Genomic DNA, 14,179 nt, shown 5'->3' with positions numbered 1-14,179 from the left:
AATTACGCACTCCGGGCAGCTCCCTCTCCCTGTGGGAGAGGGTTGGGGTGAGGGGCAAATGGCGGCTACGGACACACTATTTTCTCGCCCAGCCTATCAACCAAAACGCACATCGCGCCCGTGGGGTTCATCCAGATCCTGCGCGGGGCCGATCGAAATGATCCCGTGCGGGTTGATGGTTGCATGGCTGCGATAATAGTGGTTGCGGATATGCGCCATATCGACCGTTTCGCCAATCCCCGGCATCTGGTAGATATCACGCAGGAAGCCGTACAGGTTGAGATAGTCGCTGATGCGGCGCTGGTCGCATTTGAAATGCGTAACGTAGACTGGATCGAAACGGATCAGCGTGGTCCACAGGCGTAGATCGGCCTCGGTGAGCCGATCGCCTGTCAGATAACGGTGCTGGGCGAGGATCTGCTCAAGCCGCTCCAATGAGGCAAACACGCCGTTCACTGCTTCGTCATAGGCTTCCTGGCTGGTAGCAAAACCGGCCTTGTACACCCCGTTGTTCACCGAATCGTAAATCCAGCCGTTGAGCGAATCGATCTTCTCACGCAGTGCTGCCGGGTAGTAATCTCCAGCCCGTGCGCCGACGGCGTCGAAAGCGCTGTTGAACATGCGAATGATATCGGCAGACTCATTGCTGACGATGGTCTGTTGCTGTTTATCCCACAGCACTGGCACGGTAACGCGGCCACTGTACTGCGGATCGGCCCGTAGATAGAGCTGGTAAAGAAAATCGGAGTGATACAGAGCATCGCCGGTTGCTGCCGGGAAATCCTGGCCGAAGGTCCAGCCGTTTTCCAACATCAGCGGATGCACCACGGAAACCGGGATAGTTTGCTCCAACCCCTTCAGCTTGCGCATCAGCAGGGTACGGTGTGCCCAAGGGCAAGCCAGGGAGACATACAGATGGTAGCGATCTTGCTCGGCCTTAAAGCCCGCTTTGCCATGTTCTCCCGCAGCGCCGTCCGGGGTGATCCAATTGCGAAACTGAGAGGTTGAACGCTTGAAACGGCCCCCGGTGGATTTGGTGTCATACCAGGTGTCTTGCCAAACGCCATCAACGAGTTGTCCCATGAGATCCTCCAATGTGTCTGAGAGAGAAAGTCAAAAGGCCCGGCATAGAGCCGAGCCTGTTGGCGATATTATAAGCTTACCACTTTTTGTTCAAAATGCGGTCAATGCTGAAGCCGCCAGGGCCTGCAACCGCCAGCACGATGAAGCCACCGGCAATGGTCAGGTTTTTCATAAACATCAGCTGGTTCACGCCTTCGGCAAAGTTGGTGTGGAACAGCAGCGCGGTCAGGATGGTGAAACCGGCGGTGAACAGCGCTACGGTACGGGTCAGGAAGCCGAACAGGATTGCCAGGCCACCGCCGAACTCCAGCAGGATGGTCAGTGGCAGCAAGAAGCCAGGTACGCCCATCGACTGCATGTATTGTTGGGTGCCAGCATAGGCATCACCCATTTTGCCGTAACCTGCAACGATAAACAGGATTGGCATCAGAATACGAGCAACCAGCAAACCTGCATCTTCTAATTTCTTCATCATTAACTCCAAAAAGTGTTGTTGCTTGCCAATCTTGGCATTGGTACCGCCAGGGGGGCCTGTAGCCGCCATGTCCGGTTGATGGAGTGAATGTTAGACGGGAATGCTGCGGGTTGTTAGCAAGTAAAACTGTCGTAATTTTTCAAAAAATCTGAATATTGAAAATTTGATTAAAGTGGTTATAAATCATTTAATTAGAGATTAATAAGACGTGCTTGGATAAAAGCCACGCAAATAAAAGGGATTACCAACGGGATAATTGAACTTGTTGCAGCGTGGTTATTTTTTGGGAAGAGCGTTACGGATCAGACGAACGGTACCCCAGGCGCTGAGCGCCCGCCGTGACCAGCGGATCAACTTGCCAGGATGGCGTATACCGTACAACGCAATCACGCTGGAACCGATAGCCATAAATTTACGCAGCCCATACAAGGTTTGCCAACTGCGATCGAAGGATTCGGTTTTTTGCAGCCACTGGCTTTTGTTGGCGGCCAGATCCAGGCGTTGTTGCTGGATCTGCCGGATGAGTTGCTCTTTTCTGCGTTCACGGTACTGGCGGCGATTCATGTTTCTCCTCCAGTTCAGCACGATCGAGTGCCAATTGCTGACGTGTTGCCCCTAACAGTGTTGAACGGCGAGCCTTGGACAGTGTCCAGACGATCCCCACAACGGCCAGGAACAGCAGAACGGCGGTAGTCGTGCCCAACGCCATCAGGCGATAAGCGGGGTCGATGGCCCAGAAGATGAGGATTAACAGGCTCATCAGGCCGAATGCGGTAAACAGCAGGGTAAGCCCCGCCATCATCAGCAACTGAATGAGGTTGGCTTTCTCCTCTTCCAGCTCGATAACGGCCAGACGCACCCGGGTTTCCACCATGCCGACCATAATGGTGACAATCCGTTGGGCGATATCCAGGACCCCTTTACCAGGGCCCTGTGCGCGCGTTTGCGGCTGCTCTGCCATAATCAGCGGCGCGCGAGCAGAACGCCTAACACCACGCCAACTGCGGCGCCGATACCGATACCGGTCCACGGATTTTCGCGCACGTAATCATCGGCCTGGCCAGCCATCTGCTTGGTTTGGTGAGCCAGTTTGTCACCGGCATCGCTCAGACGGGCACGGGTTTCTTTCAGTGCGCCTTCTGCTTTGGAGCGCAGTTTGTCCAGTTCAGCTTTAGGTTTATCGGTGGAAGAGTTCAGCACTTCCTCCAGCGTATCGGCCAGGGACTTCAGTTCAGCGCGTAAGTGTTCTGCATTTGAATCATGTGCCATTTCGATAACTCCTTAACATTAACTTCGACAGACTTTTAACATAGCGGATTTATTCACTTAAGCAAAGGGCTTATCCCTGGTGGATATCACTAACCAATGTCATTATTGGCTGGTAAAATCCCGCCAGATGGGCCTCTTAGCGATAAATCCGCTAATATAAAAATTATTTGGCCTGCGCGGCTTTCAGCTCAGCCTGGGCTTCTGCCAGCTTTTTCTGCTTCTTGGCGATTTTATCTGCCTTGCCGGTTTCCTGAGCCTCTTTCAGTTCCTGTTCACGCTCGGCAACTTTCTCTTGCTTATCAGCGATCTTCTTCTCGCGATCGGCCTGTAAACCGGCCTCGGTGCAGTGGCTTTGTACTTCGCTCAGGGCTTTCTGCAGGCCTGCCACGCGGTAGCTGTTGTCATGCTTGGTGGCGTAGTCGATCTGGGTCTGGATCTCCTGGGCTTTGCTGGCACAAGTCTCGACCGCTGCCTGTGAAAGCGCAGAAAAAGTGAACAGGGGGATGGCCAGTAACAAAGTATGGCGTAATTTCATGATTTCAATTCCTTTAATGCTGGGAGCTAACGAGGATGCTCCCGGTTTCCTGCTGCCCAAAGGGCAGTACGACGGGGGCCCTGCGCGGCTGACTATGCTGGCATCAGCATAGTCACAAATTGCGTAGAACCCCAAAGTTGGGACTGCAGACATTCCTCAATCGACTCAATGTAAAGGGGCGCTGCATGCTGCGCTCGCCAAGGTATTCCCTGCAATGAGTGTGGATTATCCCAGATTAAGTGGCGTGCGTGCAAATTTACGCACCCAGTGGCCAGTGAGAGAGGGATCATTCAGGGCAATGACATAGCCTGGGGGCAAGATGTTTTTCAGAGCTTCACGGGCCAGCAGCTGCTGCTCAGGGGAATCCAGGCGGATCACCAGGCCATCGCCCTCCGGCGTAATGCTTTTGATACGGATACCGCGTTCATCCAGACGCTGATAGACATAAAAACCATCCGGCAACGTCAAGCCCTGCTGAACCGCGTGAATGCGCAGCTCGTTTTCCGTACGCACGATGTACGGTACCAGCACGGCGGCCAATGTCAGCAATAGCAATGAAAGCACCAGCGCGTATTGCCAGCGTGGGCGTTTGGCTATCACGCGTTCTTCCCTGCACGGTCGGCGCGCTTTTTGCGCCACAGTACCACCAGAGAACCAACCAGCCCGGCGACCAGTAGCACCAGTGGCAGCATCATCAGGCCGAACATCAACTGGTCTTCATACTTGCGGAACATCGGGGTTTTCCCGAGGGCAAAACCGACCGAAACCAGGATCAGTACCCACAGCAAACCGCTCATCCAGTTAAAGAACTGGAAGCGTGCGTTGCTCAAACCGGACAGGCCGGCAATGGTCGGCAACAGCGTACGGACGAAAGCCAGGAAACGGCCAACCAGCAGGGCCGACAGGCCATGGCGATGGAACAACTGGTGGGCACGCTGATGATAATGGGCCGGTAGATGAGCTAGCCAACCCTGTACCGTGGGCGTATTGCCTAGCCATCGGCCTTGTATGTAGCTAACCCAGCACCCCAGGCTGGCTGCGGTGGTCAGGATAAGAATGGTCACCGGGAAATTCATGGTGCCTTTGGCGACCAGAACGCCGACCAGGATCAACAGGCTATCGCCCGGTAGGAAGGCGGCGGGCAGCAGGCCATTTTCCAGAAATAAAATCATAAACAGCAAGACGTACAGCGTCCAGACCAACGAGGGGTTGGCCAGCGTTTCAAAGTCTTGCTGCCATAAGGCATCCAACAGTTGCTTAATGATGTCCATCTGGTGTTCCTAAAAACGTCATTGTTATTTTCGTTCAGCGGCTGGGGGGCGGTAAGCTCGCGGAGGCCCTGGCTGCTGAAGATGATGATCGGTGTTGCTTTATTCTTTGGTTCTATACCCGTCGTCTTTCAAGTTGCAGCGTTGTTATCTGCACTTGCTCACCTGGCTGCAACTTGAAATCCATAGGTATAACGGGGCGACACCGGATCATGAGTGATACGTTAGCGAACCGCGGTAAAGTATGTTGCTTTCTTTCCAACCCCCGAGCCTGCTTTGCCGCTGCGGGAAGTTCAGCGTCCAATTGACCTGCCGCAACCGGTTAGGGGCTGGGTTATCTGCTTGCGGCTGAGGCCACAGGCGGTAGCCCAGATCCGTTGCTAAAGTATAGGCCGGAACCAACTGGGACGGGGCCTGCAACGAGCTGGGATAGGAATGCATCCGGGGCAAGGACAGCAGTAGTTTGCTGAGGGGCTTGCGGCGGAGTTCACTGTGCGGACGGTAATCCTGATCGTAGGGGGAAACCACATGCTCATCAAATAATGCCTGAGCACTTAACGCGGAGGCTAAGGCTGCGGTTTGTGCTGCATAGAGCTTTGGGCCGGAGACCGAACCGGTCCAGCAGGAAAGAGCAATAAGCATGGCAAACAACCAGCGCATGTATTCGCGTTCCGCCCCCAAAGCCAGTCGATAAAAATGTGGCCTAACTCTACCAAAATAGCACGATTGGCAACAGGGAAATCTACGTGGTCGCTGGGGAAATATCGCGCAGTGGGCGGCTGTACCGGGCTCGATTCAGCCGTTTTTACAATACCTGACATTCGGCGCTATTGCTCGACGCCAAAACCCTATTTGGTGCTGGTGGCCATGTTATCCAAATGGATCACCGGATTCTCGGCAAACAGGTAGCGATCGGCGTTGTATTCGAAATCATCGGTGGTGGCATTGAACAGCATCTGCTTGGTGTTTTCCAGATGTTGCCACATGGCCAGTTTGGCACCGTGAGGATCTTTACGTATCAAAGCCTTAAGGATCTCATCGTGATCGTCGCACCAGCTGGCAATGGAGCGCTCATCGATATGCTCATGCAGTTTGATCCAGTAAGGGTTGCTGACACGCTGAACCCACATTTTCTCCACTATGGTGGCCATGGCGGTATTCTGGGTCGCTAGCGCGACCTGCACGTGGAATTTGAGATCCCACTGCGAATCGCGGAAGCGATCCTCTTTGCGCGCCTGCTCCTGGATCTCCATCAGTTGGACGATATCCTGCTTGGTGACCTGAGTGGCCGCAAATTCGGCGATGTTACTTTCGATCAACTGGCGCGCCTGTAGCAGCTCAAAAGGACCTGAGGTGGCGAACTCGAGGCTTTCACCCGGCACTACCAGGTGTTTTTGTTGGTTGGAGATCACATGGATGCCCGAGCCTTTGCGCACTTCTACGTAGCCTTCCACCTCCAGCATGATGATCGCCTCACGCACCACGGTGCGGCTAACGTTCATCTCTTCTGCGATATAACGCTCGGCTGGCAGTTTCTCACCGACCGGGTAGACCCCGCTCTCAATGCGCCGTTTTAGCTCGGCGGCCAATTGCTGATAAAGGCGTCTGGTTTCAGTGAATTCCATAGTGAATACTCGGTGGTAGAAGGGCGTGATGCCATAGGACCTGTTATACCACTTATCCGTTGTAGCTGCTAGCGAGTCAGATGCGAAAAGCCCGGCACAAAGGCCGGGCTGTGGGGGTTAGCTGCTGGCATCTGCCGTTTGTAATCGCTCCTGTTCCAGCTCGGAAACCGGCTTGTTTTGCAGCACGGTCCAGATCACGATGGCGGCCAGGATATCGAACACCGAGAGGGCGGCGAACAGCGGGCTGAAGCCCATGGTGTCAGCCAATGCGCCGACCACCAGAGCGAACATGGTGCTCGCCGTCCAGGCGGCCATCCCAGTCAGCCCATTGGCGGTAGCGACTTCGTTGCGGCCAAAGACGTCTGACGACAGAGTAATCAGCGCACCGGACAGCGCCTGGTGGGCAAAGCCCCCTACGCACAACAAGGCGATGGCGACATAAGGGCTGGTGAACAAGCCGATCATGCCTGGGCCAATCATTAGCACTGCGCCCAGGGTGACCACCAGTTTGCGTGAAACGATCAGGTTGACACCGAAATGCTTTTGGAAGAATGGCGGCAGATAACCTCCCAGGATGCAGCCGAAATCGGCGAACAGCATCGGCATCCAGGCAAACATGGCAATTTCTTTCAGGTTAAAGCCGTAAGCCTTGAACATGAACAGTGGGATCCAGGCGTTGAAGGTCCCCCAGGCGGGCTCTGCCAGGAAACGCGGTAGCGCAATACCCCAGAACTGGCGGTTACGCAGGATCTGCCAGGCGGACATTTTCTTGGCATTGCTGGTCTGGTGGTGTGCTTCCTGGCCATCCAGAATGTAGCTGCGTTCCTCGGAACTGAGTTTCTTCTGGTCTTTCGGGTGTTTATAGAAGATCAGCCAGCAGATGGCCCAAATCAGGCTCAAGACACCGGTAATGATAAACGCCATTTCCCAGCTGTGCGCCACAATCGCCCAGACCACCAAGGGGGGAGCGAGCATCGCGCCCACCGAGGAGCCGACGTTAAAGTAGCCTACGGCAATGGAGCGCTCTTTGGCCGGGAACCATTCGCTACTGGCTTTCAGCCCGGCAGGGATCATGGCCGCTTCGGCCATACCGACCGCACCACGGGCCATAGCCAGACCGACCCAGCTGTTGGCCAGCGCGGTGCCCATACAGAAGATGGCCCACAGGATGGCAAACATCGCATAGCCGATTTTAGTGCCGAGCACGTCGAGAATATAGCCTGCAACGGGCTGCATCAGGGTATAGCAGGCTGAATAGGCGGCAACAATATAGGAATACTGCTGGGTCGTGATCCCCAGCGAGCCTTCCAGCGTAGGGGCTGCGACGGACATCGCATTGCGGGTCAGATAACCGAGCACGGTGCCGATAGTCACCAGGCCGATCATATACCAGCGTAAGCCTTTAATTTTACGCATCCCAAATCTCTCCCAGTCTAAAAATTTCGGCCACCGGCAAGCCCGTGGCGGTCATGGTGGTGATTCCCTTTTATCTGGTTGCCGGTATCCGCTTACCGACGCCGCCCTGCGCGTTGCCATTTACCCGTGGTTATAAACCAGTAGCAGGGTGGCGAGAAGATAACTTGTCATACAGATTTAAAAGTTGAGTGATATCACAAAAACCATTATTTTTTTAAGTGATAATACTTGTCATCATAAGGCATTGGTTTAATGGGAGTCGTCTGGATAGGCGCTTGGAAGCCGTAATGATGGGTTAACCAAGGTGAAATTTAGCTAGACTCTACGGTAAATTGGTGTGATAACTTTCCAAAAGTTGACAGCAAGGCTAGCCAGGAAAAAGGTGAGGAACCCATTATGGCCACGTTTTTGAGCGATGATTTCTTGTTAGACAGTGAATTTGCCCGCCGCCTGTATCACGACTATGCAGCGGATCAGCCTATTTTCGACTATCACTGCCATCTGCCACCGCAGCAGATCGCCGAAAATTACCGTTTTAAAAACATGTACGATATTTGGCTGAAGGGCGATCACTATAAGTGGCGTGCGATGCGCACCAACGGCGTGGCTGAACGCTTGTGTACCGGCGATGCCTCTGACCGGGAAAAATTTGATGCCTGGGCGGCAACGGTGCCGCATACCATCGGCAACCCGCTGTATCACTGGACGCACCTGGAACTGCGCCGTCCGTTTGGCATCACCGGTAAGCTGCTCTCCCCGACCACTGCAGATGAAATCTGGCTGCGAGGCAATGAACTGCTGTCGCAGGAGGCTTTCAGCGCTCGCGGCATCATGAAACAGATGAAGGTGAAAATGGTGGGTACCACCGACGATCCGATCGACGATCTACGCCACCATCAGGCCATCGCAGCCGACAGCAGCTTCGATATCAAAGTATTGCCAAGCTGGCGCCCAGACAAGGCCTTCAATATTGAAGCCGCTGGGTTTAATGACTATATGCAACAGCTGGAAGCCGCAGCAGACACGTCCATCAGCCGCTTCAGCGATTTGTGCGCTGCGCTGAAAAAACGCCTGGATCACTTTGCCGCTCACGGCTGTAAGGTTTCCGATCACGCGTTAGACGTGGTGATGTACGGCGAGGCCGATGAGGCCACGTTAGATAAAATCCTGGCCCAGCGCCTCGGCGGAGAGCTGCCAACGCCACAGCAGGTTGCCCAGTTCAAGACCGCCGTCCTGCTGTTCCTGGCTGCTGAATATCAGCGCCGCGAATGGGTGCAGCAATACCACATCGGCGCACTACGTAATAACAATAGCCGGATGTTCACGACTATCGGCCCGGACATTGGTTTCGACTCCATTAACGATCAGCCGGTAGCCGAATCACTGTCTCGCCTGCTGGATGCTCAGGCCAGGCAGGGGGCACTGCCGAAGACCATTCTTTACTGCCTCAACCCACGGGATAACGAAGTGATCGGCACCATGGTCGGCAATTTCCAGGGCGAAGGTACGCCGGGCAAGATCCAGTTTGGCTCAGGCTGGTGGTTTAACGATCAGAAAGACGGTATGCAGCGCCAGATGACACAGTTGGCCCAGCTTGGGCTACTTAGCCGTTTTGTGGGCATGCTGACCGACAGCCGCAGCTTCCTTTCCTACACGCGTCACGAATACTTCCGCCGCATCCTGTGCCAGATGATTGGCCGTTGGGTGGAAGATGGCGAAGCACCGGCGGATATTGCGTTGCTGGGTGAGATGGTGAAAAACATCTGCTTCGACAATGCCAAACACTATTTTGCTATCGAATTAGCGTAGTTACAGCTCGAGGCTGGTTTATGCAAAGCATCATTAAGATCCATGCAAAAGATAATGTGGCGGTCGCGCTGTGTGATTTGGCTGCTGGTGACCAGCCTGCTTGGGAAGGGCAGGCGATCACACTGGCGCAAGACGTTGCCCGGGGGCACAAGTTTGCTCTTGGGCCGATCGCTGCCGGTGAGATGATCGTCAAGTACGGCTTGCCGATCGGCCATGCGCTGGTTGCCATCGCCGCGGGCGAACACATTCATTCGCACAATGCCAAAACCAACCTGAGCGATCTCGACAGCTATCAGTATCAACCGGAGTTCCAGACCCTACCGGCGCAGGTGGCAGATCGTGACGTACAGATTTACCGACGCAGCAACGGTGAGGTTGGGATCCGCAACGAATTATGGATCATCCCGACCGTGGGCTGTGTGAACGGCATCGCGCGTCAGATCCTGCAACGTTTTCTGAAGGAAACCGGGGAAGCAGCAGGGATCGACGGCGTGCATCTGTTCAGTCACCCCTTCGGCTGTTCGCAGCTCGGCCAGGATCATGAAAATACCCGTACCATGCTGCAAAACATGGTGCGTCATCCCAATGCCGGTGCGGTGTTGGTGATTGGCCTGGGTTGTGAGAATAACCAGGTGGATGCCTTCCGTACTACGCTGGGTGAATTTGATGAGCAGCGCGTGCGTTTTATGGTCTGCCAGCAACAGGATGATGAAGTTACCGACGGATTGACACATTTGCATGCGCTATACCAGATTATGCGCGACGATCGCCGCCAACCGGGTAAACTCAGCGAGCTGAAGTTTGGCCTGGAATGCGGGGGATCGGACGGTTTATCGGGGATCACGGCCAACCCGTTGCTGGGCTGCTTCTCGGATTATGTGATTGCCAATGGCGGCACCACGGTGCTGACCGAAGTGCCGGAGATGTTTGGTGCCGAGCGCATTCTGATGAGCCGCTGCCGTGATGAAGACACCTTTGAAAAAACCGTCAGCATGGTCAACGACTTCAAACAGTATTTTATTGCCCACAACCAACCGATTTACGAGAACCCTTCGCCGGGCAACAAGGCTGGAGGCATTACCACGTTAGAAGAGAAATCCCTGGGTTGTACCCAAAAAGCCGGGCAGAGCCAGGTGGTGGACGTGTTGAAATACGGTGAGCGCCTGCGTCTGCCTGGCCTGAACCTGCTGAGTGCGCCGGGCAATGATGCGGTCGCCACCAGCGCGCTGGCGGGAGCCGGGTGCCATATGGTGCTGTTCAGCACCGGGCGGGGGACGCCTTATGGTGGCTTTGTGCCAACGGTGAAGCTGGCGACCAACTCGGAGCTGGCGGCGAAGAAACCGCACTGGATCGATTTTGATGCAGGCCGCCTGATCCACGGCTTGCCGATGGCGCGGATGCTGGAGCAGTTCGTCGATCTGATCGTGGACATTGCCGATGGCGTACCTGCGCGTAATGAAGTGAATGATTTCCGCGAGTTGGCGATCTTTAAAAGCGGTGTCACGTTGTAAAGCCTAGCCAGCGGGAGTAGCATAAAACGGCGTTTTGTTTTAAACGCCTTGCTACTTCCGCCCCAGGATCTCCCTAATGACGTTTTATTGGTTTGCGCAGTCCGTTGGCGTGCTGGCTTTTTTGGTCGGCATCACCAGCTTTTTTAATCGCGATGACCAGCGTTTCAAACTACAACTGTCGGGCTACAGCCTGATTATCGGCATCCACTTTATCCTGATGGGGGCGAATGCTGCAGGGAGTAGCGCTCTGCTTAGCGCCTGCCGCAACCTGGTCTCGATGAAGACTCGCAGCCTATGGGTGATGTGGATCTTTATCTGCCTCACGCTCATCATCGGTTTATCCCGCTTTCACCACTGGATCGAAATACTCCCGATCTGCGGTACAACCGTCAGCACCTGGGCGTTGTTCCGCACCCGCGGTTTGACCACCCGCTGCGTAATGTGGTGCTCAACGGCCTGTTGGGTCACTCACAACATCTGGCTTGGCTCGATCGGTGGTTCGCTGATTGAAGGCAGTTTCCTGCTGATGAATGGTTTCAACATTATCCGCTTCCGCCGCCTGCAACTGCGCGGCATCGATCCTTTTGCGGTCGAAAAAAAGGCGCCCGTTTCAGAGGGGCGCCAGACCCCTCACCCTAACCCTCTCCCACAGGGAGAGGGAACCGATCGAGCAGATTTGAAATTGTAGTGGCTCACCTTGGATGAGGAGATGATCGAATTGTCGAGATTGTCTTTTTTATTCCAACAGAGCAGAGGCTATCAGCCCCCTTTTGCACAAGGGGACCGTTAGAGTGGGTCTGAAAGTGTAGTGACTCACCTTGGATGAGGAGATGATCGAATTGTCGAGGTTGTCTTTCAACTTCCAACAGAGCAGAGACTCTCAGCTCCCTCTCCCTGTGGGAGAGGGTTGGGGTGAGGGGACTTAACGAATTTTCAGCGGGTCTTCATTGGCCAAACGCTGGTCTTCCGCCTGACAGGCCGCTGCGGTAAACAGCACGTCGGTAGAGGAGTTGAGCGCGGTTTCTGCCGAGTCCTGCAGTACGCCGATGATAAAGCCGACGGCAACCACCTGCATTGCAATTTCGTTAGGAATGCCGAACATGTTGCAAGCCAGCGGGATCAACAGCAGTGAACCACCGGCTACGCCGGAAGCCCCACAGGCGCAGATCGCAGCCACCACGCTCAACAGCAGTGCAGTCGGCACATCCACCGGAATGCCCAGCGTATGAACCGCAGCCAGCGTCAGCACGGTGATGGTGATTGCGGCACCAGCCATGTTGATGGTCGCCCCTAACGGGATAGAAACCGAATAAGTATCTTCGTTCAGATTCAGCTTTCTGCTCAGTTCCATATTCACCGGAATGTTGGCTGCGGAGCTGCGGGTAAAGAAGGCGGTAACGCCGCTTTCGCGCAGGCAGGTGAACACCAGTGGATAAGGATTACGGCGGATCTTCCAGTAAACGATCAGCGGGTTCAGCACCAGCGCTACCAGCAGCATACAGCCGATCAGCACGAACAGCAGTTGGGCATAGCCCCACAGTGCGCTAAAGCCGGTATCGGCCAGGGTCGATGCCACCAGGCCAAAGATACCCAGCGGTGCACAGCGGATCACCGCACGTACCACTAAGGTCACTGCATGTGACATGTCATTGATCAGCGATTTGGTGGTTTCAGCGGCATGGCGCAGCGCCAGCCCCAGACCCACGGCCCAGGCCAGGATGCCGATATAGTTGGCGTTGATCAGCGCATGGAATGGGTTCGCCACCACACTCATCAGCAAGCCTTTGAGCACTTCAACGATGCCACCCGGTGGGTTGATGTCGGTGGTGCCTACGGCCAATGCCAGCGTGGAAGGGAAAATAAAGCTGATCACCACGGCGGTAAGCGCTGCGGCAAAGGTGCCTAACAGGTAGAGGAACAGGATTGGGCGGATATTGGTTTTTTGGCCCTGTTTATGGTTGGCAATGGAGGCCATGACCAATATCAATACCAGTAACGGTGCCACTGCCTTCAGCGCGCCAACGAACAGCGAGCCGAGCAGGCCAACGGCGGCTGCGGCGGCTGGCGAAACCAGTGCCACTACAATGCCTGCGACCAGGCCGATCAATATTTGCTTAACCAGGCTGCCCTGAGTGATGCGTAGTAATAGTTTATTCATGATGCTGTGCGTTTCCGCTCCCTGAGAATGTGACGTACAGATTGCTGCGCCTCGGCAGAACGTGGCCGGGCAACTTATCGTCATATCTGTAACCAAGTGTGTTTGCTGTGTCAGTATTCAGTAAATGGGGGATCTTGGAAAGGGGAGAAGATGAAATTACCTGCATGGATCAATGATTGATAACATACTGTTTACATTTGTGTGATCGCCATAACATTTGGCGTTTATGGCTATTTGCCAAATAATCGCGGGGCGTCTAGCGCCCCGGATAACAGATTATGGTGGCTAACCTCAACCTACCTAGGCCAATGGTTGCTGGACACCTAAGCTGGCGACAAAGTCTTGCAGCAACAGCTGGCTGAACGGTGTATCACTAACCTGTTGTTGTTTAAGCTGATAAATTTGTTGTTTGGCCGGTTCCAACTCGCTGAGCCAGCTCAGGTAGCGCTGCATGATCGCCCCGTTAAATTCCGGGTGGAACTGGGTGGTCAGGGCGTTATCGCCATAGCGCAGGATTTGGCAGGCGTCCTGTTGCGAGCGGGCCAGCACTTCGGCCCCTGGCGGCGGTGTTAGTACGCTTTGCGCATGGATCAGGTTCACGTTGAAGCGCGCAGGCAGGCTGGTCAGACGCTTATCTGAGCGGGCAGCGGGTAATAACTCGATCTCCAGAGTCCCAACCTCCATACCTTGCGGGTGATAGCCCACCTCACCGCCCAGCGCATAAGCCAAAAGCTGGTGGCCGTAGCACACGCCAAAGATCGGCAGACTAATTTGCATCGCCTGGCGCAACCACTCTGCCGCCCGTTCGCTCCAGGGAAGTCGTTCAGTCACCATTGCGGCTGAGCCGGTGATCACCACGCCGCAATAATCTTCCGGGGGCAACGGCGTTTCGCCAGCGAGGACATGCACGATATGTACTCGATCGGCGTCGATATTTCCCTGTTGCAGGAACATCTGCTCAAAGTTGGCCAGATCCTGCCGGATCCTCTGCGGAGCGTCACCGGTTTGCATCAACAACAGCGGTTTCATT

16 protein-coding genes are annotated in these 14,179 nt (G+C 54.8%); 3 read left to right on the top strand and 13 right to left on the bottom strand.

The genetic code is table 11. The annotated features are described in order from the left end of the window. Nucleotides 1–96: 96 nt before the first annotated feature. The 11 genes from ABIE29_RS04620 to ABIE29_RS04570 form a co-directional block, all read right to left on the bottom strand. Nucleotides 97–1,083 (bottom strand): glutathione S-transferase family protein, encoded by a 987-nt coding sequence (locus ABIE29_RS04620; protein ID WP_429617034.1) that lies wholly within the window; start codon nt 1,081–1,083, stop codon nt 97–99. Nucleotides 1,084–1,159: 76 nt separating this feature from the next. Next, nucleotides 1,160–1,555 carry a DoxX family protein gene (locus tag ABIE29_RS04615; RefSeq protein ID WP_024528174.1) on the bottom strand — a complete coding sequence of 132 codons (396 nt, stop codon included), beginning with the start codon at nt 1,553–1,555 and terminating at the stop codon, nt 1,160–1,162. Nucleotides 1,556–1,834: 279 nt separating this feature from the next. After that, the gene (locus tag ABIE29_RS04610; RefSeq protein ID WP_429617033.1) at nt 1,835–2,122 is read right to left on the bottom strand and encodes a YqjK-like family protein; all 288 of its coding nucleotides are present in this window, start codon (nt 2,120–2,122) and stop codon (nt 1,835–1,837) included. Next, nucleotides 2,100–2,519: a phage holin family protein gene (locus tag ABIE29_RS04605; protein ID WP_429617032.1), complete on the bottom strand. Its 420-nt coding sequence runs from the start codon at nt 2,517–2,519 to the stop codon at nt 2,100–2,102. The genes ABIE29_RS04610 and ABIE29_RS04605 overlap by 23 nt, the downstream gene beginning before the upstream one ends. Nucleotides 2,520–2,521: 2 nt before the next feature. Further along, nucleotides 2,522–2,827, bottom strand: a complete 306-nt coding sequence (locus tag ABIE29_RS04600) for a DUF883 family protein (RefSeq protein WP_429617031.1) — start codon at nt 2,825–2,827, stop codon at nt 2,522–2,524. 163 nt (nt 2,828–2,990) lie between these two features. Then, nucleotides 2,991–3,362, bottom strand: coding sequence for a DUF1090 domain-containing protein (locus tag ABIE29_RS04595; protein WP_429617030.1), 372 nt, complete (start codon nt 3,360–3,362; stop codon nt 2,991–2,993). Between the two features lie 225 nt (nt 3,363–3,587). Then, nucleotides 3,588–3,959 carry an EnvZ/OmpR regulon moderator MzrA gene (gene mzrA, locus ABIE29_RS04590; RefSeq protein WP_429617085.1) on the bottom strand — a complete coding sequence of 124 codons (372 nt, stop codon included), beginning with the start codon at nt 3,957–3,959 and terminating at the stop codon, nt 3,588–3,590. Then, a complete protein-coding gene (locus tag ABIE29_RS04585; RefSeq protein ID WP_429617029.1) occupies nt 3,959–4,633 on the bottom strand; it encodes a DedA family protein in 675 nt (224 codons plus the stop codon). The genes mzrA and ABIE29_RS04585 overlap by 1 nt, the downstream gene beginning before the upstream one ends. 207 nt (nt 4,634–4,840) lie before the next feature. After that, a complete protein-coding gene (locus tag ABIE29_RS04580) occupies nt 4,841–5,290 on the bottom strand; it encodes a hypothetical protein (RefSeq protein WP_429617028.1) in 450 nt (149 codons plus the stop codon). A 188-nt stretch (nt 5,291–5,478) separates the two neighbouring features. Further along, nucleotides 5,479–6,255, bottom strand: a complete 777-nt coding sequence (gene exuR, locus ABIE29_RS04575; protein WP_429617027.1) for a transcriptional regulator ExuR — start codon at nt 6,253–6,255, stop codon at nt 5,479–5,481. 117 nt (nt 6,256–6,372) lie between these two features. After that, on the bottom strand, nt 6,373–7,671 hold the full coding sequence (locus ABIE29_RS04570) for an MFS transporter (RefSeq protein WP_429617026.1): 1,299 nt from the start codon (nt 7,669–7,671) through the stop codon (nt 6,373–6,375). Between the two features lie 396 nt (nt 7,672–8,067). Here ABIE29_RS04570 and uxaC point away from each other — a divergent pair, with 396 nt between their 5' ends. The 3 genes from uxaC to ABIE29_RS04555 all read left to right on the top strand — a co-directional run bounded on the left by uxaC (nt 8,068) and on the right by ABIE29_RS04555 (nt 11,679). Continuing rightward, nucleotides 8,068–9,480: a glucuronate isomerase gene (gene uxaC / locus ABIE29_RS04565; protein WP_429617025.1), complete on the top strand. Its 1,413-nt coding sequence runs from the start codon at nt 8,068–8,070 to the stop codon at nt 9,478–9,480. Between the two features lie 20 nt (nt 9,481–9,500). Continuing rightward, entirely contained in the window at nt 9,501–10,991 is a 1,491-nt protein-coding gene (locus ABIE29_RS04560) for a UxaA family hydrolase (protein WP_429617024.1), read from the top strand. A gap of 76 nt (nt 10,992–11,067) precedes the next feature. Beyond that, nucleotides 11,068–11,679 (top strand): YgjV family protein, encoded by a 612-nt coding sequence (locus ABIE29_RS04555; RefSeq protein WP_429617023.1) that lies wholly within the window; start codon nt 11,068–11,070, stop codon nt 11,677–11,679. Nucleotides 11,680–11,913: 234 nt separating this feature from the next. Here ABIE29_RS04555 and sstT read toward each other — a convergent pair whose 3' ends face one another. Both sstT and ABIE29_RS04545 read right to left on the bottom strand, forming a co-directional pair. Continuing rightward, nucleotides 11,914–13,149: a serine/threonine transporter SstT gene (gene sstT, locus ABIE29_RS04550; protein WP_429617022.1), complete on the bottom strand. Its 1,236-nt coding sequence runs from the start codon at nt 13,147–13,149 to the stop codon at nt 11,914–11,916. A 300-nt stretch (nt 13,150–13,449) separates the two neighbouring features. Beyond that, nucleotides 13,450–14,178, bottom strand: coding sequence for a glutamine amidotransferase (locus tag ABIE29_RS04545; protein ID WP_429617021.1), 729 nt, complete (start codon nt 14,176–14,178; stop codon nt 13,450–13,452). Nucleotide 14,179: the final 1 nt, after the last annotated feature.

The sequence above is a fragment of the Serratia sp. 2723 genome, from assembly GCF_050434425.1.
In the GTDB taxonomy this organism is placed as follows: Bacteria; Pseudomonadota; Gammaproteobacteria; order Enterobacterales; family Enterobacteriaceae; genus Chania.
This window is presented reverse-complemented; position numbering and strand designations above follow the sequence as displayed.